Raw genomic sequence first — 25,262 nt, forward strand, 5'->3', positions numbered from 1 at the left:
CCGGGTGGGCTCAGCCCCCGACCCAGCGGTACGCCGCCTCGGCCGGCCCGATCCCGAACCGGCGGTGCCACCACGACCCGACGAGCACGGCCACCACCCAGAAGCCGGCGGAGAGCAGCAGCGCCGGCCCGAACCCGGTCAACGGCACCGCGCCGAGCCCGTCGACGAGCACCCGGAAGACCACGATGTGGGCGAGGTAGAGGGTCAGCGACATCGCCCCCGCCCGGCGCAGCACGTCGACGACCGGGTGGCCGGGCGCCCGCTCGGCCAGCCACGACACCAGGGCGAACGCCAGCAGGGCGGACCCCAGGGCGCTGGCGGTGTAGAGCAGGCTGCGGGTCGTCGGCACCGTGCTGGTGGCCAGCTGCAGCCGCAGCGACCCGGTCGCGGCCAGCCGCGACGCGAGGGTCGCACCGCCCAGCAGCACCAGCCCGACGCCGACGACTCCGGGTCGCCACCCGGGTCGCACGAGGGAGCGGCCCAGCAGCAGGCCGGCGCAGAAGAAGGCCAGCCACGGCAGCAACGGGTGGCTGCCGTTGACGACCGTGTCGAGGAACAACCCCTGGGGCGTCCAGTGGGGCGGGTCGGTGAGCCAGTCGACCGAGCCCCCGTCGAGGCGCCGCTCGAGGGACCAGGAGGCCAGCGCGGCCGCGGCCACCGCGGACAGCGCCCCGACCACGAGCAGGGCACGCGAGGAGAGCACCACCAGGAGCGCGGCCACGGCGAACATCGCACCGTAGTAGGGCAGGATCGTGCCCTCCCAGGTGAGGTCCACCAGCCAGCCGACGACGAACAGCGCCAGCCCGCGCCGCAGCAGCACCACCCGGCGACGACGCAGCTCGGTGCCCTGGGCACTCCTGGTCAGCAGGGTGGCCCCCACCCCCGCCACCAGGACGAAGGTCGCCGCGAAGCGGGTGGCCAGCGGACCCACACGTGGGTCGACGACGGCACCCAGGGCGCCCGGCTCACGCGGCGCTCCGGCCACCATCAGGTAGGCGTAGTAGTTCATCACCACCACGCCGATCAGCGCGACCGCCCGGACGACGTCGGGCCCGACCAGCCGCTCCCCCGCCATCGCAGGAAGCCTGTCGCTGCCCCTCAGCCGTTGTGACGTGCCGTCAGGCCGGTGGGCCCGCCCGGGGCGCCGTGGCACTTCTTGTACTTCTTGCCCGACCCGCAGGGGCACTCGGCGTTGCGGCTGATCCCGGCGTAGGCGTCGTCGTCGCCGCTCGCCTCCGAGTGCACCTCGACCTCGCCGTCCTCGGTGGGGGCGGAGTAGGTCAGGTTGGCGGGCTGCTGCGGCTCGCTGAGACCCTTGGCCCGCACGTGGGGGGTGGCCTCGACCGCGGCCTCCGCCTCGGACTCCTCGTCGACCTCGGGCTCGTCGACCTGGACCTCGAGGTTGAACACGAAGCCGACGGTCTCCTCGCGGATCCCCTCCTTCATCGCGTTGAACATGTCGAAGCCCTCGCGCTGGTACTCCACCAGCGGGTCGCGCTGGGAGTAGGCCCGCAGCCCGATGCCCTCGCGCAGGTAGTCCATCTCGTAGAGGTGCTCGCGCCACTTGCGGTCCAGCACCGAGAGCAGCACCTGGCGCTCGAGCTCGCGCATCGCCTCGGCACCGATGGCCGCCTCGCGCGCCTCGTAGGCCTTGTGGGCGTCGGCCCGCAGGTCGTCGACCAGCGTCTCGCGGTCGAGCCCGTCGCGGCCACCGGCCTCGCGCTCGAGCTCGGAGACCTTCAGGCCCACCGGGTAGATGGTCTGCAGCGCGGTCCACAGCGCGTCGAGGTCCCACTCCTCCGGGAAGCCCTCGGTCGCGGCCCGGACGTAGGTCTCGACGACCTCGTCGACCATGCCGCGCACGTGCTCGGACAGGTCGGCACCCTCGAGCACCGCCCGGCGCTCGCCGTAGATGACCTCGCGCTGGCGGCTCATCACGTCGTCGTACTTGAGGACGTTCTTGCGCGACTCGAAGTTCTGCGACTCGACCTGGCCCTGCGCCGAGGCGATGGACTTGGTGACCGACTTGTTCTCGATCGGCACGTCGTCGGGCACCTTGAGCGCCAGCAGCACGCGCTCGACCCAGTCGGACTTGAAGAGACGCATCAGGTCGTCGCCCAGGGAGAGGTAGAACCGCGACTCGCCGGGGTCGCCCTGGCGGCCGGAACGACCGCGCAGCTGGTTGTCGATGCGGCGCGACTCGTGGCGCTCGGTGCCGAGCACGTAGAGGCCGCCGAGCTCCTTGACCTCGTCGTGCTCGTTCTTGACCTGCTCGGTGATCCGCTCGACGGTCTCGGGCCAGGCGGCCTCGTAGTCCTCGGCGTCCTCGACGGGGTCCAGGCCGCGCTGGCGCAGCTCCTGGTCGGCGAGGAACTCCACCGAGCCGCCCAGCATGATGTCGGTGCCGCGGCCGGCCATGTTGGTGGCGACGGTGACCGCGCCCTTGTGGCCGGCCATCGCGACGACCTTGGCCTCGTCGGCGTGCTGCTTGGCGTTGAGCACCGTGTGCGGGACCCCGCGGGACTTCAGGTCCTTGGCGAGGCGCTCGGACTTCTCCACCGAGGTGGTGCCGACCAGGATCGGCTGCCCCTTGGCGTGACGCTCGGCGATGTCCTCGACCACGGCCGCGAACTTGGCGTCCTCGGTGCGGTAGACGAGGTCCTTCTGGTCGATGCGGGCCATCGGCTTGTTGGTCCGGATGGGGACCACGCCGAGCTTGTAGATCTTGTCGAACTCCGAGGCCTCGGTCATGGCCGTGCCGGTCATGCCGGCGAGCTTCTCGTAGAGGCGGAAGTAGTTCTGGAGCGTGATGGTGGCGAGCGTCTGGTACTCCTCGCGGACGGTCACGCCCTCCTTGGCCTCGATCGCCTGGTGCAGGCCGTCGTTGTAGCGACGCCCCGACAGGATGCGACCGGTGTGCTCGTCGACGATGAGGACCTCGTCGCCCAGGACGACGTACTCCTTGTCGTTGCGGAACAGCTCCTTGGCCTTGATGGAGTTGTTGAGGAAGGAGATCAGCGGGGTGTTGGCCGACTCGTAGAGGTTCTCGATGCCGAGGTAGTCCTCGACCTTGGTGATGCCCGGGCCGAGGATCGAGATGGTCCGCTTCTTCTCGTCGACCTCGTAGTCGGTCTCGACGTCGAGCCGCCGCGCGATCTTGGCGAACTCGGCGTACCAGTGGACCTCGTCCTGCGTGGGGCCGGAGATGATCAGCGGCGTCCGCGCCTCGTCGATGAGGATGGAGTCGACCTCGTCGACGACGGCGAAGAACGGTGCCCGCTGGACGCAGTTGTCCAGCGACGTGGCCATGTTGTCGCGCAGGTAGTCGAAGCCGAGCTCGTTGTTGGTGGCGTAGGTGATGTCGCACAGGTAGGCCTCGCGACGCTCGTCGGGGCGCATGTCGGGGGTGATCACCCCGGTGGTGAGGCCCAGGAAGTGGTGGACGCGGCCCATCCACTCGGCGTGGTAGCGCGCGAGGTAGTCGTTGACGGTGACGACGTGGACGCCCTTGCCGGCGAGCGCGTTGAGGTAGGCCGGCAGGGTCGAGACCAGGGTCTTGCCCTCACCGGTCTTCATCTCGGCGATGTTGCCGAGGTGGAGCGCCGCACCGCCCATGATCTGCACGTCGAAGTGACGCTGGCCCAGCACCCGCTTGGCCGCCTCGCGGACGGTCGCGAAGGCCTCGGGCATCAGGTCGTCCAGGGTCTCGCCCTTCTCCAGGCGCTCCTTGAACTCGGTCGTCATGCCGCGCAGCTCGTCGTCGGACATCGCGACGAAGTCGTCCTCGATGGCGTTGACGGCCTTGGCGATGGCCTCGAGCTGGCGCACGATCTTGCCTTCGCCGATGCGCAGGACCTTGTCGAAGAGCGACACGCTGGACATCTCCTAGGGAGGGGAACGGGGAGGGAACGGGCACGGCTGTGCCCCGCAACCCGTCGACCATCGTAACGGCCGGGACCCGTCCGGAGTTTCGAGACCGCGGACTCGCGGCGCGCCCGTTCAGCCGGCGACGGCGCCCAGCGCGGGCGCGAGGTCGCCGCGGTCGCGCACCACGACGTCGTCCAGACCCAGCCAGTCCGCCGTCCGGCGCAGCTCGGCGGCCAGCTCGGGTGCGGTGTCGGACGGGGCGCCGGGCTCGGCGTACGCCGCCTGCACGAGCAGCCGCCCGCCGGGTCGGTCGGCCTTGAGGTCGACCCGGGCGACGATCCGGTCGCCCAGCACGAACGGCAGCACGTAGTAGCCGTGGCGCCGCAGGTGCTGGGGCACGTAGATCTCGATGCGGTAGTGGAAGTCGAAGAGCCGCTCGGTGCGCTCACGCTCCCAGACCAACGGGTCGAACGGGCTGACCAGGGAGCGCACGTGGACGCGGCGCGGCAGCACGGCGTCGCGGTGGAGGTACGCCGGACGGGCCCAGCCCTCCACCCGGGCCGGGAGCAGCTCGCCGGACTCGACGAGCTCGGCCACCGCACGCGCGGTCGCGGCCTGGCCGGGGCCGCCCATGCTCCTCTGGAGCCGGTAGTAGTCGGAGAGGCAGCGCACGGTGGCGACGCCGTGGCTGCGCGCCGCGCGTCGCACCAGCTCGCGGGTGGCCTCCTCCGGGCTCGGGGTCGGGGTCGCCAGCACCGCCGCGGGCAGCACCCGCTCGGGCAGGTCGTAGACGCACTCGAAGGAGGCGGTCCTGCCCGCGATCGCCAGCTCGCCGACGAGGTAGAGCCAGTCGAGCGCCTTGCGGGCCTCGGACCAGTTCCAGCCCCAGTGCTCCCGGCTGCGGGGCGCACCGTCGTCGAGGTCGCGGGCCGTGGTCGGCCCGCGGGCAGCGACGTCCTCGCGGACCCGGTCGACCAGGCCGGGGTTGGTCGCGAGCCACCCGCCCCAGCGCGGGCTGGTGCGGAACCCCGCCATGCGGTGCTGCATCACCGGCCACAGCTCGACGGGCATGAAGGCCTGCACGTGGGCCCAGTACTCCACCATCCGCCGGGGACGCACCTCCGAGGCCCGGCCCAGCAGGTCGGGGTCGTAAGGGCCCATCCGGGAGTAGAGCGGCAGGTAGTGCGCGCGCTGCAGCACGTTGACCGAGTCGACCTGGAGCACGCCGGTGCGCTCCAGGGTGCGGCTCAGCGTGCGCAGCGTCGGCGGCTGGTGCACCGGGTCGCGGAACCCCTGGGCCACCAGGGCCACCCGGCGCGCCTGGGCCGCGGACAGGTGGGTCTCGGCGGTCACGGGATGTCGAGCAGCTTGGTGCGCACGGCGTACATGACCGCCTCCATGCGCGAGTGCAGCTGCAGCTTCTCCAAGATGTTGCGCACGTGGTTCTTCACGGTGTTCTCGCTGATGAACAGCTCGCGCGCCGCGTCGCGGTTGTTCAGCCCGCGCGCCACGAGGCGCAGCACCTCGAGCTCGCGGTCGGTGAGCCGGGGCGTGGGCACCTGCTCGCGCTCCGCGCGCGACATCTCCTTGAACTCGTCGATCAGCTTGACCGCCATCGACGGGCTGATCAGGGACTGGCCCTCGGCCACCACGCGGACCGCCTGGGCGACCTCGTCGATGGAGGAGTCCTTGAGCAGGTAGCCCGAGGCGCCGTTCTTGACCGACTCGTAGAGGTCGCCCTCCTCGTCGCTGACGGTGAGCATGATGATCTTGACGCTCGGCACGAGCTCCTTGATCTTCATGCAGGCCTGCAGCCCGGAGCGCTTGGGCATCCGCACGTCGAGCAGCACCACGTCGGGCACCGTCGCCACGACGATGTCGGTGGCCGCGATGCCGTCGCCGGCCTCGCCGACCACCTCGAGCCCGGGCTCGACCCCGAGCAGCATGGTCAGGCCGCGGCGGAAGAGCTCCTGGTCGTCGACCACCACCACGCGGATCGGCTCGAGGCCGTCACCGTCCCCGGGACCCGAGCCCGAGTCGTCGTCGTCCATGGGCGTCACTATGGCAGAGCACCGCCGTCGCGGGGCGCGAGTCGGTGACCGCGCCCCGCGACGGCGGTGGCGTCAGCTCAGCTGCAGCGCGATCACGCCGTAGTCGTAGCCGCGGCGGCGGTAGACCACCGACGGCTGCTCGGACTCCTTGTCGACGAACAGGTAGAAGTCGTGGCCCACGAGCTCCATCTCGTAGAGCGCCTGGTCCAGGGTCATCGGCGAGGCCGGGTGCGTCTTCTCCCGCACCACGAGCGGCCCGTCGCCGGTCACCGTCATGGGTCCGACCTTGCGCTCCACGACGGCGTCGTCGTCGGTCTCGCCGACCTGCTCCTCGGGCAGGCTGCGGGCCATGGCCGCGCGCAGCGACTCCGGCGTCGCGTGGCCGCGGTGCACCTTGCGGCGGTCCGCGGCGCGGCGCATCTGGGAGGCCATCTTGTCCAGCGCGAGGTCGAGGGCGGCCATCTTGTCCTCGGCGGCCGCCTCCGCACGCACGATCGGGCCCTTGGACCGGGCCGTGAGCTCGACGCGCACCGCCCGCTCGGGGTCCCGGGGGCGGGCCTCCTTCTCGACGGTCACGTCCACACGGATGATGCGGTGGTCGTGCTTCTCCAGACGTCCGAGCTTGTCCTCGACGTGCTCGCGGAACCGGTCCGTCACCTCGCAGTGACGGGCGCTGACGACGACATCCACCTGTACCTCCTGTCCCCGGACGCGCCCCGGCTCTCGACGACGCGCGCCTGAAATGAGTCGGTTACCCGTTGACTCCCGTCCCTCGACACCGGACGGGCAGGAACCCCGGGCGGACCGCTCCGACGACGCGGAGGGTGCTCCGGGGCTCCATGCACCGACGCTAGTCCCCCGGCGGGCAGACCGGTAGGGCACGTTGGTGCTACTCCGCCCGCACGGGCAGCCGTCGACGGGTGGCGGCCACGGTCGCGACGCCGGCGACCGGCACGCCGGACACCTCCAGCGCCCGCTGCGCCTCGCGCACGGTCGCCCCGGTGGTCAGCACGTCGTCGACGACCAGCACGCGGACCGGGACGCCCGTGCGTGCCAGCGCCGCCCGCGGGCCGGGCCGCACCGCGAGGGTCCCCTCGCGGTTGCGGCGTCGCGCCCCCGAGTCCAGGCCCGCCTGGTCGGCGACCGGCAGCCGCGTCGTCAGCAGCGGCGCCACCTCGACCACCCCTCCGGACGTACGCCGTAGCCGTGCGGCGGCGCGTCGGGCCACCCTCAGCACGGGGTCGTGACCGCGGCCGCGGACCACGTGCCGCGGGCTGGGCACCGGCACGAGCAGGGTGCGCACCGGCGCCCGGCCCGCGGGGTCGAGGAACGGCTCGAGCGCGACGGCCAGGCAGCCCGCGAGCGGACCGGCCAGCGCCAGCACCGCCTGCTCCTTGTGGGCGAGCACCAGGGCGCGCAGCAGCCCGTCGTACTCCCCGGCCGTGGAGCAGGCGACCAGTCCCGGTGGGCAGGGCGTGGGCCGGGTCGGCCGGCCCCGGGTCGGCAACCGGGCCGCGCAGGCGCGGCACAGCGACCGGCCGGCGCGGCCGCAGCCCACGCAGCAGCCGCCGTGCACCAGGTCCAGCCAGGTGTCCCGCACCACCCCAGGGTCGTCGCCCGCGGCGTCCGGGACCAGCAGCGGCGGGGCGCCTGTGGACGGGTGGACAGAGCCACCCTCAGGGCGAGTACGTCGCCGCGCCCAGCTCCGAGGCGGTGCGGGGCCAGGTGCCGCCCGCCACGAGGGTGAAGAGCCGCTGGTCGGCGGTCACCAGGCGCAGCGGGACGTCGGCCTGCGGCGAGACCACCAGCTCGGTCGCGTCGTCGCGGAACACGCTCGGCTCGACCAGGCCGGAGCCGACCGGTGACCCGTCGGCCGAGACGTAGTCGACCCGGCTGGTCTCGGCCCCGGTGCGGCTCAGCACGGCGAGCGTCGCGGGATCGCGCCACCCGACGTCGACCGCCTGTGCGGCGTCGCCGGCGACCGTCAGCGACCGCGACGTGCCGGTGCCGGTGACCTGCCCCTCGTCGGTGCGCAGCACGTCGACCACCCGCACCCGGGCGACGTCGCGGCCACCGAGCGCCACGGCCAGCCGGGTGCCGTCGTGAGACACCGCGGCCGCGGCCACCGTCCGGCCGGTGACGCCCCGCACCTGCAGCTCTCGCACCGCGCCGTCCTGGACCAGCCGGACGCGCGCGCCCGCAGGAGTCCGGTCGACGACCCACAGCCCGCCGAACAGGTCGTAGGACGGGCGCAGCAGGTCGGTGCCGGTCACGGCCTGACGCACCCCCTCGTCGGCGCCGCCCTGCTCGAGCGGGGCCTCGAAGACGGTGCCGCCGTCGGCGGAGACCGCGGCGACGCGGCCGGTGGTCGTGCTGACCGCGAGGCTGCGGGTCTCGAAGCCGGTGCGCCCCAGCGGGCCGCCCACGGGCTCGGCCGCCCCGCCGTCGAAGGCCACCACCCGACCGTCGCGGAGGCCGAAGAGCACCGAGGGGGTGTCACCCGCGGCGTCGAGGGCCTGGCCGCTGGAGACCGGGACGTCGACGACACCGCGCGGCAGCGGCACCGCCGTGCCCCCGACCACCATCCGCACCCGGGCGACGCCCGGCACCTGGCGCAGCGTCCACGCGAGCTGGTCGGCGGCCCGCTCGAGGTCGCCGGGCGAGGCCCGCAGCAGCTCGCGGCTGAGCGGCACCTCCGCCACCCCGCTCTCGGTGACCACCACGGACAGGTCGAGGCCCGTGCCGCGCGGGAAGGCCGACGTCGCCACCTGGGCCAGCGCGGGGCCCGGGCCGGTGAGCAGCCCGCGGACCAGGTTGGTGGCCAGCTGCCCGCCGCGGGGGATGAAGACCGGGTCGGGCAGCAGGACGCGACCGGTGGGGTCGTAGAAGAACAGCGTGCGCCGCTCGAAGGTGCGGTCGAAGAACGAGGCCGGCACCACCAGGGCGTCCGGGGGGTTCTCCACCCGCCACTGGCCCTCCTCGTACTCCAGGTCCAGCCTCAGCTCCTGCGCCCGGCCCGGCGCGTCACCGCGCCAGCCGCCGCGCGCGTCGAGCCGGCGCACGTCGGCGAGCCGGACGGTGGCCTGCGACCCGCTGGGGGTCACGGTGAACGCCTCGTAGACCAGCGTGCCCCGGTTGGGGCGCCAGGTGCGGGCCGCGCGGTCGGTCAGGAACTCGCGGGCGACCTTGGTGCTCAGCGGGTTGGCCTGCATCGCGACGAGGAAGCCCGAGGCGATCGCGGCAGGCGAGCCGTCCTCGGCGGGTCCGGGCGGGTTGAAGTAGGGCGCGCTGGGGACCTCGTCGTCGCCGGTGGCGGCCTCCCGGCGCACCGGCCCGCTCTCGGGCAGGCTGGCGCACCCGGCGGCCAGGGCCAGCACGACGAGCAGCGCCGCGAGGGGGCGTACGCCGCGCGGCGGCCTCACGCCGCTCCTCCGCCGGGCGGGGAGGTTGCGGGCTGGGGCACCTGGGGCGTCCGGCGCGGCGCGGTCCGCAGGTCCTCGGGCACCAGCGGCAGCGGGCTGTGGGTCACCGGCTCGCCCGCCCGGCGCGGCAGCGTCAGCCGGAACTGCGCCCCGCCGCCGGGGATCCCCCACGCCTGCAGCCACCCGCCGTGCAGCCGGGCGTCCTCGAGGGCGATCGAGAGCCCCAGGCCGGTGCCGCCGGTGGTGCGGGCACGGGCGGGGTCGGCCCGCCAGAACCGGTTGAAGACCATGCCCGACTGACCGGGCTGCAGGCCGACCCCGTGGTCGCGCACGGTGAGCGCGGTGGTGTCCTCGTCGCTGGCCAGCCGGACCACCACCCCGGAGGCGTCCGCGTGGTCGATGGCGTTGGTCACCAGGTTGCGCACGATCCGCTCGACCCGGCGTACGTCGGACTCGGCCATGAACACGCCGTCGTCGAGCACCTGCACCCGGACGCCTCGCTTGGTCGCCATCGGCGCGGTGGCGGCGACCACCCGGCGGGCGACGTCGCCGAGGTTGGCGTCCTCCAGCTCCAGCACGGCCGCCCCGGCGTCGAAGCGGCTGATCTCGAGCAGGTCGGCCAGCAGGTTCTCGAACCGGTCCAGCTCGGCCTGCAGCAGCTCGGCGGCCCGGGCCGCGACCGGGTCGAAGCCGTCGCGGGCGTCGTGCAGGACGTCGCCGGCCATCCGCACGGTGGTCAGCGGGGTGCGCAGCTCGTGGCTGACGTCGGAGACGAAGGTGCGCTGCACCCGGGAGAGCTCGACCAGCTTGCGGATCTGCGACTGCAGCGCCTCGGCCATCTGGTTGAAGGAGGTGGCCAGCCGGGCGATGTCGTCCTCGCCGGTGACCTGCATCCGCTCCTCGAGCCGGCCCGAGGCGATCCGCTCCGCCACCCGGCGCGCCAGCCGGACCGGGGTGATCACCTGGCGGGTGACCAGCAGCGCGACGCCCGCGATCAGCAGCAGCAGGACCAGGCCGGCCACGACGAGCACCTGCCGCAGCAGCGCCAGGGTCTGCTGCTCCTCCCCCATCGGGAACAGGTAGTAGAGCGCGTAGCTGCCGCCGTCGGCGGGCAGCACCACGGTGGCCCCGACGGCGACGCCCGGCTGCGGGGCCGGGGTGGCCGCGCCGGTGTCGGCGGCGGCGTACCGGATCCGGGTGTAGGTCCAGGCGAGGCCCTTCTCGCCCTCCTCCACCGTGCGGCGCAGCGACGCCGGGACGCTCGCGGCGTCGACCTGGGGCGTGGTGCGCACCCCCGACGGCGCGGTCCCGTCGCCGAACGGGCCCTGCACGACCACCTCGAAGCCCTTGGCGTCGCCGCGGGCGACGAGGGTCTCGACCAGCAGGCGCAGCTGCGTCTCGGGGTCGAAGTCGTTGCTGCCGGCCGGCCCGAGCCGCTCGCGCACGATGGCGGTCTCGGTGCGGGCCTCGGCCAGCGAGCCGTCGACCCGGCTGCTGACCAGGCCGTCGGCGATCTGGCGGGTGACCATCCAGCCCACCGAGCCGACCACCAGCGCGCTGAGGACGACGATCGCGGTCACCACGCGGGTGCGCAGCGAGCGCCGCCAGAAGCCCAGGGCGGCGCGCGGCAGGCGCTTCACCGCGGCGAGCGGCAGCTCACGCCTCGTCGACCGGGTCATCGGTCACGCCCGCCTTGTAGCCGACTCCCCGGACGGTGACGACGATGGTGGGGTTCTCGGGGTCGTTCTCGATCTTGGCGCGCAGCCGCTGCACGTGCACGTTGACCAGGCGGGTGTCGGCGGCGTGGCGGTAGCCCCACACCTGCTCGAGCAGCACCTCGCGGGTGAAGACCTTGCGCGGGTTCTGGGCCAGGCACACCAGCAGGTCGAACTCCAGCGGCGTCAGCGCGATCGGCCGGCCGTCGCGGCTGACCTCGTGGCCCACGACGTCGACCCGCAGGTCGCCGATCTGCAGCTCCTCGGGCGCCGGCACCTCGAAGCGACGCACGCGCGCGCGGATGCGGGCGACCAGCTCCTTGGGCTTGAACGGCTTGGCGACGTAGTCGTCGGCCCCGGACTCGAGGCCGACGACGACGTCGACGGTGTCGCTGCGGGCGGTGAGCATCACGATGGGGACGCCCGACTCCGCCCGGATCTCCCGGCAGACGTCGACGCCGTCCATGCCCGGGAGCATCAGGTCGAGCAGCACCACGTCGGGCCGGAAGCTCCGGAAGGCCGCCAGCGCTTCGTCGCCACGGGCGACGACCTGGCTGGCGAACCCCTCGGTGCGCAGCACGAGGGTGAGCATCTCCGCGAGCGCCGCGTCGTCGTCGACGACGAGGACCCGCGGTCGCTCGACCACCTCGTGCTGCGCCACTCCCGGGCCGCTCAGTAGCGGTACTGGTCGGACTTGTAGGGACCCTCGGCCGGGATGCCCAGGTAGGCGGCCTGGTCGTCGGTCAGCGTGGTGAGGTTGACGCCCAGCGCACCGAGGTGGAGCCGCGCGACCTCCTCGTCGAGGTGCTTGGGCAGCACGTAGACGCCCACGGGGTAGTCCTCGGTCTTGGTGAAGATCTCGATCTGCGCCAGCACCTGGTTGGTGAAGGAGTTCGACATCACGAACGACGGGTGGCCGGTGGCGTTGCCGAGGTTCATCAGGCGGCCCTCGGAGAGCACGATGATCGCGTTGCCCTCGGGGAACGTCCACAGGTCGACCTGCGGCTTGACGTTCTTGCGCTCCGCCACGCCGGGCGCCTCGAGGCCCGCCATGTCGATCTCGTTGTCGAAGTGGCCGATGTTGGCCACGATCGCGTTGTGCTTCATCCGGCGCATCTGGTCGAGCGTGACGACGTCGCGGTTGCCGGTCGCGGTGACGATGATGTCGGCGACCGGGAGGGCGTTGTCGAGGGTGTCGACCTGGTAGCCGTCCATGGCGGCCTGCAGCGCGCAGATCGGGTCGATCTCGGTGACGATGACCCGGGCGCCCTGGCCCCGCAGCGACTCCGCGGAGCCCTTGCCCACGTCGCCGTAGCCCGCGACGACCGCGACCTTGCCGCCGATGAGGACGTCGGTGGCGCGGTTGATGCCGTCGATCAGCGAGTGGCGGCAGCCGTACTTGTTGTCGAACTTGGACTTGGTGACCGAGTCGTTGACGTTGATCGCCGGGAACAGCAGCTTGCCGTCGCGCATCATCTCGTAGAGACGGTGCACGCCGGTGGTGGTCTCCTCGGTGACGCCCTTGACCGAGTTGGCGATCGGGGTCCAGTGCTCCTTGTCCTTCGCGAGCTGGGCGCCGAGGACCTCGAAGATGATCCGCTGCTCGTTGCTGCCCGCGGTGGCCGGGTCGGGGGCCTGGCCGGTCTTCTCGGCCTGGACGCCGAGGTGCAGGAGCAGGGTGGCGTCGCCGCCGTCGTCGAGGATCATGTTGGGCGGCTCGGACTGGCCCCAGTCGAGGATCTGCTGGGTGCACTCCCAGTACTCCTCGAGGGTCTCGCCCTTCCAGGCGAAGACCGGGACGCCCTGGGGGGCCTCGGGGGTGCCGTCGCGGCCCACGACGACCGCGGCGGCCGCGTGGTCCTGGGTGGAGAAGATGTTGCAGGAGGCCCAGCGGACCTCGGCACCCAGGTCGACCAGCGTCTCGATGAGCACGGCGGTCTGGATGGTCATGTGCAGCGAGCCGGCGATGCGCGCCCCGGCGAGGGGCTTGTCGGCGCCGTAGCGCTCGCGCATCGCCATCAGGCCGGGCATCTCGTGCTCGGCGAGGGTGATCTCGGTGCGGCCGTAGTCGGCCAGGGAGAGGTCGGCGACCTTGAAGTCCATGCGGGATCCTTGTCAGTCAGCAGAGGGTCGGGTCGGTGCGGCAGGGGCGGCGCCCCGGAGCGCGTCCGCAGGAACGGACGGCGGGCCCACCGATGCGTCAGACCACGATCTCGTGCGAAAGGCGCGTGCCCATCGTAGTCGAACGCCCCCGGCCTCCCCAACGGCGCGCGGGCCCGGAGCAGCCGCCGGCCCCGCCGGGCGAGGTCTCAGCCCCGGCCCATTCCGAGGCTGAGGTAGGACGCGGCGTAGGTGCCGACCGAGAGCATCGCCGCGTAGCGGGCGACCTCGCCGTCGGCCTCGGAGGTGATGGTCTCGACGCGCACCCCGTGCTCGCGGGCGACGGTGGCGAGCCGGTCGCGGGTCGCGGTCACCGCCACCTCCTCCGAGCCGTCGTCGAGCAGGACCAGCGCGGGGCGCGGCTCGGCCCCCGGGTCGGCGAACGGGTCGGCGAACACGTCGGCGGGGGCGGTGGCCTCGAGGACCGCGAGCAGCTGCTCGGCGTCGGCCGCCAGCGCGGTGCGGCCCGTGGCGCGGCGTACGGACTCGGCCACGCGGCGGCCGGCCCGCGCCGCGAGCACGGTGCCGCCCCAGAAGACCGGGTCGGCGTCGGCGACGCCGATGGCGAGGATCTTGGCGGGGTTGGTGGCGAGGTCGCGGTGGGGGCTGCACACCACGGCGACCTCGTCGAGCGCGTCGGCCACGACGTCGGGGTCGGTGCGGGGACCGAGGTCGACCCGGTCGAGGAGGTCCAGGACGGTCACCGCCACGGCCAGCTGGTCACCGGTCTGGGTGGGCAGCAGCGAGGTGTAGCGGCCGGCCGCGTGGTCGGCCACGAGCGACCCCTCGGGGGCGGCCACGACCAGCTGGCACCCGCGGCGCACCGCCTCGGCCACGGCACCGGCGGTCGCCGCGTCGTCGCCCACGGGCGCGAGCACCACGACGAGGTCCAGCCCCCCGGCCCAGCCGGGCAGGCCGGGCCCGGGCCAGGCCACGAACGGGACGGGGCAGACCGGCTCGAGCACAGCGCGCAGCAGCCTCGAGTCGGGGCCGGCCGCCACCACGGCGCGCGGTCGGCTCTCGCTGAGCCGCTCCACCGCCGCCGCCAGCACCTCGGCCGCCGCCACCGCCTCGCGGCGCACCCGGGAGCCGCTCTCGGCCAGGTGCCGCAGCCGGGTGTCGGCGCGGGCGAGCGCGGTCTCGTCGTCGAGCAGTCCGTCGTCGAAGGTCATCGCAGGCCTCAGGAGGGGACGCGGGCCTCGTCGACCAGGAGCACCGGGATGTCGTCGCGGACCGGGTAGGCGCGACCGCAGCCCGCGCACACCAGCTCCTCGGCCGCCTCGTCGGCGGCGAGCGAGGACCGGCAGGCCGGGCAGACGACCACGTCGAGGAGTCGGGGGTCGAGGTTCATCGGGATCTCCTGATCAACGCGAGCACGTCGTCGCGCACCCGCTCCATCGTGGCCTGGTCGCGTCCCTCGGCGTTGAGCCGCAGCAGCGGCTCGGTGTTGGACGCGCGCACATTGAACCACCAGTCCGGGTGCGTGACCGTCAGGCCGTCGAGGCGGTCGAGCTCGACGTCCTCGCCACCGCCCCAGGTCTGCTCCACCTCGGCGACGACCGCCTGCTGGTCGCCCACCGTGGAGTTGATCTCGCCGCTGGCCACGTGGCGCGCCCAGGGCGCCAGCACCTCCGACAGGGGCGCGTCGGTCTCGGCCAGGGCGGCCAGCGCGTGCAGCGCCGCGAGCATCCCGGAGTCGGCCCGCCAGAAGTCGCGGAAGTAGAAGTGGCCGGAGTGCTCGCCGCCGAAGATCGCGCCGGTGCGGGCCATCTCGGCCTTGATGTAGGAGTGGCCCACGCGGGTCCGCACCGGGGTGCCCCCCAGCTCCTCCACGATCTCGGGGACCGCCCGCGAGGTGATCAGGTTGTGGATGATGCTCGCGCCCGGCTCCTTGGCCAGCTCGCGGGCCGCGATCAGCGCCGTCAGGGTGCTCGGGCTGACGAGCTCACCGCGCTCGTCGACCAGGAAGCAGCGGTCGGCGTCGCCGTCGAAGGCGAGCCCGACGTCGGCGCCGTGCTCGCGGACGGCCGCCTGGAGGTCGCGGAGGTTCTCCGGCTCGATGGGGTTGGCCTCGTGGTGCGGGAAGGTCCCGTCGAGCTCGAAGTAGAGCGGCAGCACCTCGACGTCGAGGCGACCCAGCACGGCCGGCGCGGTGTGGCCGGCCATGCCGCTGCCGGCGTCGACGGCCACGCGCAGCCGGCGCCCGGTCACCGGGGCGAGCGAGAGCAGGTGGTCGGCGTACGCCGTGAGGAGGTCCTGCTCGTCGACGACGCCCTCGGTCTCCGCCCGCTGGGTCTCCCCCGCCGCGACCCGCTGCTCGATCTCCACCAGCCCGGTCTCGCGACCCACGGGCGCGGCCTCGGCGCGGCACAGCTTGATCCCGTTGTACGCCGCGGGGTTGTGGCTGGCGGTGAACATCGCGCCCGGACGACCCAGGTGGCCCGAGGCGAAGTAGAGCTGGTCGGTGCTGGCCAGCCCGATCAGGGTGACGTGCGCCCCGGCCGTGGCCGCGCCGCGGGCGAACGCGCGGGCCATGCCGGGCGAGGAGTCGCGCATGTCGTGCCCGACGACCACGGCCTCGGCGCCGAGCACCGCGACGAACGCGTTGCCCACGGCCTCGGCGAGCTCCTCGTCGACCTGCTCGGGGACCAGCCCCCGCACGTCGTAGGCCTTGAAGACCGCGGCGAGGTTGGCGGGGTCGCGGGTGCTGTTCGGGGACATGCCCCGCAGCCTAGGGCTCAGGCGTCGGAGCGCAGCGAGCGCAGGTGACCGCGGCGGACACCGTCACGGGTCCCGACCGGCGGGGCGACCGGAGCCGCGGCCGGTCGGGGCTGGGCCGCCTCGCGCACGGCGTCGGCCAGCGCGAGCAGGTCGTCGGAGGTGGGACCGGACCGGTCGTCGACCGCCAGCCGCATCACCTCCCAGCCGCGCGGGGCGGACAGGCGCTCGCTGTGCAGGTCGCACAGGTCGTAGGCGTGCGGCTCGGCGTGGGTGGCCAGCGGGCCGACGACGGCCGTCTGGTCGGCGTACACGTAGGTGAGGGTGGTGGTGGCGGGGCGGCCGCACGCGGTGCGCGAACAACGACGGAGGAGGGCCACGGCCGCGACGCTACCGGCTCGGGAGGACTGCGGCCCTTAGGCTCGCGGTCGTGACGACACGGGACCGGCGAGGACGCGGGATGCGCGGGCCGGCGTACGCCCCGGGGGCGCCGCGCGGGCCGGTGCCGGCGGCCCTGACCCGCCGCGAGCGCTTCGACCGGATCGCGGTGACGGTGATGGCCGACGTCGAGGAGCGCTGGCACGACGAGCTGTCGCGCGTCGAGCTGGCGGTCGAGGACGCACCGGTGCTGCCGGTCTCGTGGGTGAACCCGCGGGTGCCGCTGGCGTCGTTCGTCGACGCCGCCGGCCGCGTGCCGCCGCGCCTCGTGCTCTTCCGCCGGCCGCTGGAGCACCGCGCCGAGACGCCCGCCGACCTCGAGGCGCTGGTCCTCACCGTGGTCGTCGAGCAGCTCGCCGAGGTGCTCGGGGTGCCCCCCGAGGACGTGCACCCCGACTACGAGGCCTGAGCCCCCCGCAGTCGAGCGGTCGGTCGAGCCGTCAGACGGCGCGCTTCTTGAGCTTGCGCCGCTCACGCTCGGACAGGCCGCCCCAGATCCCGAACCGCTCGTCGTGGGCCAGGGCGTACTCGAGGCACTCCTGACGCACGTCGCAGGTCAGGCAGACCTTCTTGGCCTCCCGGGTCGAGCCGCCCTTCTCCGGGAAGAAGGCCTCGGGGTCGGTCTGGGCGCACAGTCCGCGCTCCGCCCACCCCGGGTCCTCGCCGCCGCCGCCATCGCCGTCCAACACGTACAGTTCGCGCATCTTGTGCCCCTTCGACCCTGCGGCCCTGACGGACCGAGTTGATAACCACACTGGTGTGATTACATGCCTGTCGTGCACGGGTCGTCAAGCGGAACAGTGGTAATGGATCCCACTGGTACACACTGTGGTCCATGTCCTCCACGCCCGTGACGCCCCGCCCGGACGCCTCCCCCGGCACCGACCCGGGAGCCGCGCCGCGCCGCCTCACCGTCCTGTCCGGTGGCGTCGGCGGCGCCCGGTTCCTCCAGGGCCTGCTGCACCTGGCCCGTCGCGAGCAGGACGCGACCGGCACCGTGACCGAGGTGACGGTGGTGGCCAACACCGCCGACGACTGGTGGCTGCACGGCCTCAAGGTCTGTCCCGACCTCGACACCGTGATGTACACCCTCGGCGACGGCATCGACGTCGAGCGCGGCTGGGGCCGGCGCGAGGAGACCTGGAACGCCCGCGACGAGCTGGCGGCGTACGGCGTGGGGCCGGCGTGGTTCGGCCTCGGTGACCGCGACCTCGCCACCCACCTGGTGCGCACCCAGATGCTCGACGCCGGCTACCCGCTCTCCGCGGTCACGGCCGCGCTCTGCCGGCGGTGGCAGCCCGGCGTGGAGCTGCTGCCCATGACCGACGACCGCGTCGAGACCCACGTCGTCATCGACGACCCCGACACCGGGGAGCGCCGGGCGGTCCACTTCCAGGAGTACTGGGTGCGCCACCACGCCGAGGTGCCCGCCCACGCGGTCGTGCCCATCGGCCTGGAGGACTCCTCCCCCGGCCCCGGTGTCCTCGCGGCGATCGCCGGCGCCGACGTGGTGCTGGTGCCGCCGTCGAACCCGGTCGTCTCGGTCGGGACGATCCTGGGCGTGCCCGGGCTCCGCGAGGCGCTGGCCAGCACCCCGGCCCCGGTCGTGGGCGTCTCGGGGATCATCGGCGAGGACCACGTGCGCGGCATGGCCCGCCAGCTGCTCGGGGTCGTCGGGGTGGAGGTCTCCGCCGCCGGCGTCGCCGAGCACTACGGCCGTCGCGGCGCCACCGCGAGCGACGGGGCGGCCGGCGTGCTCGATGGCTGGCTGGTCGACACGGTCGACGAGAAGGCGGTGGAGCGGCTCCGGGCGAGCGGGTTCGCCTGTCGCGCCGTACCCCTGTGGATGGACGACCTCGACACCACCGCCGCCCTCGCCGCCGCGGCCCTCGACCTGGCCGCCGAGGTCGGGCGCCGGTGACGGGCGGGTCCCCGCCCGGTCATACCGACGGGGGGCCGGGCCTGCGGGCGTGGCCGGTCGACGGCCTCGGCGAGGTGCGACGCGGCACCGCGCTCGTCGCCCTGCTCGACGGCGTCGACCTGCACGACGGCGACGTGGTGTGCGTGACCAGCAAGGTGGTGTCCAAGGCCGAGGGCCGGCGACGCCGCCAGGACCGTGAGGAGGCGGTGACCGAGGAGACGGTGCGCGTCGTCTCGCGCCGCGGGGCCACCCGGATCGTGGAGAACCGGCTCGGGCTGGTGATGGCCGCGGCGGGCGTCGACGCCTCCAACACCGAGCCCGGCACGGTGGTGCTGCTGCCCGAGGACCCCGACGCCTCGGCCCGGCGGCTGCGCGAGGACGTGGCCGCCCGGCACGGGCGCAACGTCGCCGTGGTGGTCACCGACACGGCCGGCCGGGCCTGGCGCACCGGCCAGACCGACCTCGCCATCGGCGTCGCGGGGCTCGAGCCGCTCGAGGTGCTCGACGGCGCGGTCGACGGCTACGGCAACCAGCTGGTCGTCACCGCCCCGGCCGTGGCCGACGAGCTGGCGGGTCTCGCCGAGCTGGTCACCGGCAAGCTGGGCGGCCGGCCGGTCAGCGTGGTCCGCGGGCTGTCGCACCGCGTGCTCGCCGCGGGAGACCACGGCCCCGGGGCGCGGGTGCTGCAGCGTCCTCGCTCCCAGGACATGTTCGCCCTCGGCGCGCGGGAGGCGGTCGTGGCCGCCGTCCGCGGTCGCGACGCCGACTGCTTCGGCGCGCCCGCGACGGCCGAGGAGGTCGTGGCGGCCCTGGCCTCGTGCGGCCTGGACGCGACCCTCGACGGGCCCGCCGTCCGGGTGGGCCTGGGAGCCGGCACCCGCGACCAGGTGGTGGCGCTGGAGCGGGCCCGGCTGGTGTGCCTGGCCCACGGCTGGGGGCCGTTCAGCGACACCGGCCCGACCACCTCCGCCGTCGGGGACGCCGTCTTCTTCTCACCGGGCGATCCGTAGACTCACCACCGCCCGCACCCGACCAGCACCCGAGCCGAAGGCGGACCATGGCCAAGAAGAACACCCGTGACCACGAGCGTCGCGCCGTCGCCGAGCAGCTGCGCAAGGACCAGCAGCGCAAGGAGCGGATGCGCAGCTTCGCGATCCTGGGGGTCTGCGTCCTGGTCGTGGTGGGGCTGCTGGGCGTCGCGGTGTTCACCTACGTCCGCTCCGAGCGCGACAAGGCCGCGGCCGCCGGCGCCCCGCTGGCCGACCTGGGCGTCCCTGCGTCGCAGGCCTCGTGCGACGCCCCCGCGGAGAAGGCGGCCACCGGCAACAACGAGCACCTGACCATCGGGCAGCCCATCGACTACCCCGACGCCCCGCCCGCCTCCGGCCCGCACTGGGGCAACTTCCTGCAGGGCTCGGAGATCCGGTCCTTCTACACCGTCGACGACCGCCCCGAGAAGGAGCGGCTGGTCCACAGCCTCGAGCACGGCCACACGGTGGTCTGGTACGACGACACGGTCACCCGCGACACCGACGCCTACCGCCAGCTGCGGTCGATCTCGCAGAAGTTCGACGCCGAGTCCGACAAGGTGATCGTGGCGCCCTGGACGTCGGAGGACGGCGGCGGCTTCCCGGAGGGCAAGCACGTCGCGCTGACCCACTGGACCGGCCCGGAGGACCAGAAGGGCGTGACGCAGTACTGCGGCGCCCCGAGCGGTGCGGTGCTCGGCGAGTTCATGGAGACCTACCCCGCCACCTCGGCGCCGGAGCCCAACGCCCCCTGACCCGGGAGCGTCAGGTCACGTCAGGTCGGTGCGGCCCTCGCGCTTGAGGGTGTCCACGACGTCCTTGACCTGCTGCGCGTGGGCGTACGTCGTGACCAGCACCGCGTCGCCGGTGTCGACCACGACGACGTCCTCGAGCCCGACGACCGCGACCGTGCGGCCCCCGGAAGGCACCACGAGCCCGGTGCTGCCGGGCGCCTGCACCAGCGCGGCGTCGCCCAGCACGTGCACGCCGGGGGTGTCCCGGGGGCGCATGGCCCCCAGCGCGGCGAAGTCGCCGAGGTCCTCCCAGGCGAACGGCCCGGGCACCATGGCGACCCGGCCGGTCGCGGCGGCGGGCTCCGCCACGGCGTGGTCGATGGCGATGCGGGTGAGGCCGGGCCAGCGGCGCTCGAGGCTGTCGGGCTCGGCCGCGATCGCGCGCAGCGAGGCGGCCAGGTCGGGGTGCTGCTCGGCCAGCAGGTCGAGCAGCACGCCCGCACGGCACAGGAACATGCCGGCGTTCCAGCGGTAGCGCCCCGAGGCGACGTACTCGGTCGCGCGCTCGCGGTCGGGCTTCTCCACGAACTCCTCGACCTCGCGCGCGGTGGCGAACCCCTCCAGCGCCGCGCCTCCCCGGACGTAGCCGAACCCGGTGGCGGGCTCGGTGGGCTCGATGCCGATGGTGACCAGCAGCCCGGTGTCGGCGACCTCGGCGGCCTCCTCGACGCAGCGGCGGAAGGCGTCCTCCTCCCAGATCACGTGGTCGGCGGCGAAGGAGCCGAGCAGCGCGTCGGGGTCCTCGCGCTCCAGCAGCGCGGCGGCCCAGCCGATCGCGGCCATCGAGTCGCGCGGCGAGGGCTCGGCCAGGACCCGCTCCACGGCCGGCAGCTGGCGGCGTACGGCGCGCTCGTGGACCGCGCCGGTGACCACCACCACGCGCGGGCCCACCAGCGGCTGCAGCCGGTCCACCGTGCCCTGCAGCAGGGTGCGGCCCGAGCCGGTGAGGTCGAGCAGGAACTTGGGGTGGGCGGCCCGCGACAGCGGCCACAGCCGGGTGCCGGCTCCCCCCGCGGGGACCACCGCCCAGAGGCGGTCGAGGACGGGTCGGGCACCGGTGGCGGGAGCGGTCACGGCGGTGAGTCTGGCACGACGCGCACTAGCGTGAGCAGCGTGAACGCCACCGCGACGTCCTCCTCCCCCACGTTCCCCGCCCTGCTCGCGCGGCTGCTGCGCGAGGACCCCGGCCGACCGCTGGTGACCTTCTACGACGACGCCACCGGGGAGCGCACCGAGCTGTCGGTCGTCACCTACGCCAACTGGGTCTCCAAGAACGCCAACCTGCTCCTCGAGGAGCTCGACGTCGAGCCGGGCGACGCGGTCCTGGTCGACCTGCCCGGCCACTGGCTGGTGCCGGTGTTCCTGGGGGCCGCCTGGTCGATCGGCGCGGCGGTGACCACCGACCCGGCGGCGGCCCACCGCGTCGTGGTCTGCGGTCCGGACACGCTCGAGGCCCATGCGGCCGACCCGGCCGGGCCGCTGGTGCTCGCCTGCTCCCTGCACGCCTTCGCCACCCGGTTCGCCACCCCGCTGCCGCCGGGCGTCGTCGACCACGGCAGCGCCTGGCCCGGCCAGGGTGACGTGCTGGTCGCCCCCGAGCCGGTGGAGCCCGACGCCCCCGGCTGGGCCGGGGCCGACGGGTCACGCTCCCAGGCCGAGCTGCTGGCCGCGGCCCGGGCGCAGCCGCTGCCGGGCGGCGGCCGGCTGCTCACCGACCACCACCCGCTCGAGCCCGGGCACCTCGTCGCCGACCTGCTCGCGCCGCTGCTCCAGGGCGGCTCGGTGGTCCAGGTGCGCCACGCCGACCCGGCGAGCTGGACCCGCCGGGCCGAGCAGGAGCGGGCCGACGTCGTACGCCGCGCCGGCTGAGCCGGGCGGCCGGGCGACCGGTCGGCTCAGCCGCCGAGGTCGTAGCCGCCGTAGCCGGTGGCCAGGAGGCGCCGCGGACCCAGCCCGGTGGTGGTCCCGGGCAGCAGCCACACCACGCCGGCGGTGTCCCGCGCCACGAGGTCGGCCCGGCCGTCGCCGTCGACGTCACCCGGCCCGACCGTCCAGGTGTAGCCCGTGACCGCGGTGCCGGCCGCGCCCACGAAGGGCACGAACGAGCCGTCGGGGCTGACGAACGTGCTGCCCGGCATCGAGGTCGTCCGGAAGGACCCGGTCCCCACCTGGTTGAAGGTCCGCATGGTCGACGGCGCCAGGATCGGTGCGAGCAGCCCGGTCCCGCCGTCGCCGGGGAAGATGACCGGCTTGCCCTTCGCCGTGCGCCCGAGCAGGTCGGGGTTGCGGTCGCCGGTCACGTCACCCACCGCGGCGAGCTGGACGAAGTCCTCCCAGCCGTGGCTGAGCAGCACGGGTCCGCTGAAGGTGCCGGTGCCCGTGCCGAGCCGCAGCTTGAGGGTGCCGTCGTCGTTCTGACGGGTCACCAGGTCGCCCTTGCCGTCGCGGTTCCAGTCGCCCGCGGACAGGACCTGGGTCGCGGCCGGCAGCTCGAGACCGGAGCGGAGCACCGCACCGGTGTTGCGACGCCCGTTGTGAGGCACCACGACCACCCGGGTGCCGTCGGCCGAGAGCGCCACCACGTCGGGCTGTGCCGAGCCGGTCATCGGACCGGCCGAGACGAGCCGCAGGCCGGTGGGCGCGGTGAACGGGCCCAGGGCCGCGCCCAGCGCCGGGCGCCCGGTGCCGGTCAGGACCGAGACCGCACCCGTGGGTGCGATGCCGTAGAGGTCGGGGCGGCCGTCCCCGTCCAGGTCGGTGCCGGCGCCGACCACCCGGGTGCTGCCGGCCAGCGAGCCGGTCAGCCGGGTCCAGGGGCCCAGGGTGCCGGACGCGGTCGACGGGGCGACGTAGGCGACCCCCGCCCGCACGACGGCGAGGTCCGGTCGCCCGTCACCGGTGACGTCGCCGACGGGCGCCGTCGAGGTCACCCCGCGCCAGTCGGTGCTGAGGACCTTGGTGGTGCCGAAGGTGCCGTTGCCGTTCCCACGGGCCAGCCAGAGGGCTCCGCTGACGCGGTCGCGCACCAGCAGGTCGTTGCGGCGGTCGCCGTCCCAGTCACCGGCCCCGACCAGCATCGTGGCGGTCTTGAAGCGCTTGGTCGCCCCCACCCCCGCGGGGTCGATGCGGCCGGCGCCGTCGCCGCGGTAGACGCGCAGCGTCCCGCCGCGGACGGCGCGGCCGACCAGGTCGCCCTTGCCGTCGCCGGTGAGGTCGCCGGCCGCGGCGAGCAGGTTCACCCGTCCGGACCAGCGCACCGGGGTGGTCACCGCGGCACCGAGGCCCACCTGGCCCTCGGTCGGCAGCACGCCGACCTCGCCGGTGGCCTTCTCCCGCAGCACGACGTCCGGGTACGCCGACCCGACCAGGTTGGGGCGGGTGAGGCTGATCCCCGCGGGTTGCGGCTTGGCCGCCCGGGGCGTCTGCGTCGGCGAGGTGAAGGTGGCGGGCGGCGACGGTGACGGCGCGGGGCTCGGCGTGGGCGTCGGGGTCGGGGCCGGGACCGACACCTGGCCGCTGGACTGGATCCGTGCGGCGGCGGCGCGGATCTCGGGGAGCTTGGCGTAGAGGTAGCGCCCCGGGCACGCGGTGGTGCCGGCGTCGCGGTGGCCGTTGATGCCGTTGAAGTACTTGTTCTTCACGTAGAGCCGGGTGGCGTCGGCACGCGCGTCGCTCAGCGACAGCTTCCACGCGAACAGCGCCGCGTAGGCGTTGACCACGGCCTGGGGAGGCTGGGCGACGTCGAAGTTGCCGATCGCCGACATCGCGAAGGAGACCTCGTTGTAGCCCAGGGTGTGCGCCCCGACGACGGCCTTGTCGACGCCGCCGTAGCGGCCCTCCCAGATGCGGCCGAAGCGGTCGACGAGGAAGTTGTAGCCGAGGTCGCTCCAGCCCCGCGACTGCGTGTGGTAGGCGTAGATGCCGCGCAGCAGGCTCGGGACGTCGGCCTCGGAGTAGTTGTTGGCGTTGACCGTGTGGTGGATGAACCCGGTCTTCACGGTGCCGTAGCTGGGCGCCGAGCCGCGGAGCCGCTCGTTGGCGCCCCACTGGGCGCGCGAGAAGATCTGCGGCTTGGGTGCGACCCGCATGGCGCTGAGCGCCGCCGTGGCGCTCGAGGTCGTCGCCTGCTCGCCCGAGGCGGAGGACTCCGGCTGCGGCGCCGTGGTGGGAGCCGTGGTCGGGGCTGCGGTCGTCGGCATGGTCGCGGTGTCGAGGGCCGGCTCCTCCACCTCGGTCGTGCCCGCACCGGGGTCGACGACGGCCAGCTCGAGGTCGGGCGGGGTGGTGCCGTCGCTGGTCAGCGTCCGCATCTGGACCGCGTCGACGTCACCCACGACGACGGCGTCGGTGCCGGGTCGCTCGGCACGCGAGGCGGCCGCGGCGGCCTCGGCCGGCTCCGGGGCGTGCTCGTCGTGGTACTCCGCCGGGCTCCAGTCCGACCACCGCCCGTCGTCCTGGGTGCGGACCTCGACGGCGATCTGGTCCTCGGCGTACTCGCGGCCCGACTTCCAGGTCACGCCGACGGTCGCGTAGCCCTCGACGGGCTGCGCCGCGGACCGCGCGACGAGCCGCGTGGGCGCGGGCTCCGCGGCGTCGCTCTCGTCGGACTGGCTCTCCTCGGGCCGGCTCTCCTCGGGCCGGCTCTCCTCGGGCTGGGCCTGCTCGGGGGCCGTGCGGCCGCCGCCGGGTCCCCGGACGCCGGTGACGGCGACCTCCCGCACCTCGGGCGTGACCGGGGCGGTGTCGACGGTCGCCGGACGGGGTGCGGGCGCCGGCGGGGTCCCGGGCGTCGGAGCCGTCGTCACCTGCTGCTCGCCCTCGCGCAGGGCGGTCGTCCGCTCGGGCGGCAGCGCCCCCGCCTGCGCCCCCGACGGGGCCGCTCCCGGGGCCGGGACGATGTCCAGGGTGCGCACACCGGCCGCCGAGCAGGCGACGACGAGGACCGCGGCCGTGACCAGGCTCTGCTGGCACACGGTGACGTAGCGGGCACGGCGCGAACGCATCAGGAGTACTCCACGTGAAGGAAGGGGAATTCACACGAGTACCAAGTTTCACACCAGTTACATATGCAGCCGCAACCAATATGCCCGAATTACAAACCTGTATTTAAATGGGATCCTATTAATAACACGGGTGTCATTAACGATC

The 25,262-nt window shown here is 74.1% G+C and carries 22 protein-coding genes; 5 read left to right on the forward strand and 17 right to left on the reverse strand.

Annotated elements, in window-relative coordinates; genetic code table 11:
- Positions 1 to 10 precede the first annotated feature (10 nt).
- The 14 genes from ASG49_RS16390 to ASG49_RS16450 form a co-directional block, all read right to left on the reverse strand.
- Entirely contained in the window at positions 11 to 1,075 is a 1,065-nt protein-coding gene (locus tag ASG49_RS16390; RefSeq protein ID WP_056544000.1) for a DUF418 domain-containing protein, read from the reverse strand.
- Positions 1,076 to 1,098: 23 nt separating this feature from the next.
- Entirely contained in the window at positions 1,099 to 3,873 is a 2,775-nt protein-coding gene (secA, locus tag ASG49_RS16395; RefSeq protein WP_200936359.1) for a preprotein translocase subunit SecA, read from the reverse strand.
- A gap of 126 nt (positions 3,874 to 3,999) precedes the next feature.
- Positions 4,000 to 5,220, reverse strand: coding sequence for a winged helix-turn-helix domain-containing protein (locus ASG49_RS16400; protein WP_056544006.1), 1,221 nt, complete (start codon positions 5,218 to 5,220; stop codon positions 4,000 to 4,002).
- Positions 5,217 to 5,918: a response regulator transcription factor gene (locus ASG49_RS16405; RefSeq protein WP_056544008.1), complete on the reverse strand. Its 702-nt coding sequence runs from the start codon at positions 5,916 to 5,918 to the stop codon at positions 5,217 to 5,219. The genes ASG49_RS16400 and ASG49_RS16405 overlap by 4 nt, the downstream gene beginning before the upstream one ends.
- 72 nt (positions 5,919 to 5,990) lie before the next feature.
- Complete coding sequence (gene hpf / locus ASG49_RS16410; protein WP_056544011.1) at positions 5,991 to 6,608, reverse strand: ribosome hibernation-promoting factor, HPF/YfiA family; 618 nt, start codon at positions 6,606 to 6,608, stop codon at positions 5,991 to 5,993.
- Between the two features lie 199 nt (positions 6,609 to 6,807).
- Entirely contained in the window at positions 6,808 to 7,518 is a 711-nt protein-coding gene (locus ASG49_RS16415) for a ComF family protein (RefSeq protein ID WP_235562137.1), read from the reverse strand.
- A gap of 76 nt (positions 7,519 to 7,594) precedes the next feature.
- Positions 7,595 to 9,340, reverse strand: coding sequence for an LpqB family beta-propeller domain-containing protein (locus ASG49_RS16420; protein WP_056544016.1), 1,746 nt, complete (start codon positions 9,338 to 9,340; stop codon positions 7,595 to 7,597).
- Positions 9,337 to 11,019: an MtrAB system histidine kinase MtrB gene (gene mtrB, locus ASG49_RS16425; RefSeq protein ID WP_056544019.1), complete on the reverse strand. Its 1,683-nt coding sequence runs from the start codon at positions 11,017 to 11,019 to the stop codon at positions 9,337 to 9,339. The genes ASG49_RS16420 and mtrB overlap by 4 nt, the downstream gene beginning before the upstream one ends.
- Complete coding sequence (gene mtrA, locus ASG49_RS16430; RefSeq protein ID WP_255355150.1) at positions 10,997 to 11,701, reverse strand: MtrAB system response regulator MtrA; 705 nt, start codon at positions 11,699 to 11,701, stop codon at positions 10,997 to 10,999. The genes mtrB and mtrA overlap by 23 nt, the downstream gene beginning before the upstream one ends.
- A 26-nt stretch (positions 11,702 to 11,727) precedes the next feature.
- The gene (ahcY, locus tag ASG49_RS16435) at positions 11,728 to 13,158 is read right to left on the reverse strand and encodes an adenosylhomocysteinase (RefSeq protein ID WP_056544022.1); all 1,431 of its coding nucleotides are present in this window, start codon (positions 13,156 to 13,158) and stop codon (positions 11,728 to 11,730) included.
- A gap of 206 nt (positions 13,159 to 13,364) precedes the next feature.
- A complete protein-coding gene (locus ASG49_RS16440; RefSeq protein ID WP_056544025.1) occupies positions 13,365 to 14,387 on the reverse strand; it encodes an SIS domain-containing protein in 1,023 nt (340 codons plus the stop codon).
- Between the two features lie 8 nt (positions 14,388 to 14,395).
- Entirely contained in the window at positions 14,396 to 14,566 is a 171-nt protein-coding gene (locus tag ASG49_RS18415) for a Trm112 family protein (protein WP_200936360.1), read from the reverse strand.
- Entirely contained in the window at positions 14,563 to 15,936 is a 1,374-nt protein-coding gene (locus ASG49_RS16445) for a phosphomannomutase/phosphoglucomutase (protein ID WP_056544028.1), read from the reverse strand. The genes ASG49_RS18415 and ASG49_RS16445 overlap by 4 nt, the downstream gene beginning before the upstream one ends.
- 17 nt (positions 15,937 to 15,953) lie before the next feature.
- Positions 15,954 to 16,313 carry a DUF3499 domain-containing protein gene (locus tag ASG49_RS16450; RefSeq protein WP_056544031.1) on the reverse strand — a complete coding sequence of 120 codons (360 nt, stop codon included), beginning with the start codon at positions 16,311 to 16,313 and terminating at the stop codon, positions 15,954 to 15,956.
- A 50-nt stretch (positions 16,314 to 16,363) separates the two neighbouring features.
- On the opposite strand from ASG49_RS16450, the gene ASG49_RS16455 reads away from it, so the two are divergent.
- Positions 16,364 to 16,780 (forward strand): metallopeptidase family protein, encoded by a 417-nt coding sequence (locus ASG49_RS16455; RefSeq protein WP_235562138.1) that lies wholly within the window; start codon positions 16,364 to 16,366, stop codon positions 16,778 to 16,780.
- A gap of 31 nt (positions 16,781 to 16,811) precedes the next feature.
- On the opposite strand, the gene ASG49_RS16460 is transcribed toward ASG49_RS16455, so the two are convergent.
- A complete protein-coding gene (locus tag ASG49_RS16460; protein WP_056544037.1) occupies positions 16,812 to 17,075 on the reverse strand; it encodes a WhiB family transcriptional regulator in 264 nt (87 codons plus the stop codon).
- Between the two features lie 131 nt (positions 17,076 to 17,206).
- Between ASG49_RS16460 and cofD the strand changes: the two genes are divergently transcribed.
- Genes cofD through ASG49_RS16475 form a run of 3 tightly spaced genes read left to right on the forward strand, consistent with a single transcriptional unit; the run spans position 17,207 to position 20,075 of the window.
- Entirely contained in the window at positions 17,207 to 18,292 is a 1,086-nt protein-coding gene (gene cofD / locus ASG49_RS16465; protein ID WP_082534214.1) for a 2-phospho-L-lactate transferase, read from the forward strand.
- Positions 18,289 to 19,302: a coenzyme F420-0:L-glutamate ligase gene (cofE, locus tag ASG49_RS16470; RefSeq protein ID WP_082534215.1), complete on the forward strand. Its 1,014-nt coding sequence runs from the start codon at positions 18,289 to 18,291 to the stop codon at positions 19,300 to 19,302. The genes cofD and cofE overlap by 4 nt, the downstream gene beginning before the upstream one ends.
- A 47-nt stretch (positions 19,303 to 19,349) precedes the next feature.
- On the forward strand, positions 19,350 to 20,075 hold the full coding sequence (locus ASG49_RS16475; protein WP_056544040.1) for a DUF3105 domain-containing protein: 726 nt from the start codon (positions 19,350 to 19,352) through the stop codon (positions 20,073 to 20,075).
- Positions 20,076 to 20,090: 15 nt separating this feature from the next.
- Here the strand turns inward: ASG49_RS16475 and ASG49_RS16480 are convergent, their stop codons facing one another.
- A complete protein-coding gene (locus ASG49_RS16480; protein ID WP_056544042.1) occupies positions 20,091 to 21,188 on the reverse strand; it encodes a mannose-1-phosphate guanylyltransferase in 1,098 nt (365 codons plus the stop codon).
- 39 nt (positions 21,189 to 21,227) lie between these two features.
- Here ASG49_RS16480 and ASG49_RS16485 point away from each other — a divergent pair, with 39 nt between their 5' ends.
- Positions 21,228 to 21,983 (forward strand): TIGR03089 family protein, encoded by a 756-nt coding sequence (locus ASG49_RS16485; RefSeq protein ID WP_056544967.1) that lies wholly within the window; start codon positions 21,228 to 21,230, stop codon positions 21,981 to 21,983.
- A 26-nt stretch (positions 21,984 to 22,009) separates the two neighbouring features.
- On the opposite strand, the gene ASG49_RS16490 is transcribed toward ASG49_RS16485, so the two are convergent.
- A complete protein-coding gene (locus ASG49_RS16490) occupies positions 22,010 to 25,117 on the reverse strand; it encodes an FG-GAP-like repeat-containing protein (RefSeq protein WP_056544045.1) in 3,108 nt (1,035 codons plus the stop codon).
- Positions 25,118 to 25,262: the final 145 nt, after the last annotated feature.

Origin of the sequence: Marmoricola sp. Leaf446, assembly GCF_001424755.1 — a bacterium.
Taxonomy (GTDB): domain Bacteria; phylum Actinomycetota; class Actinomycetes; order Propionibacteriales; family Nocardioidaceae; genus Marmoricola.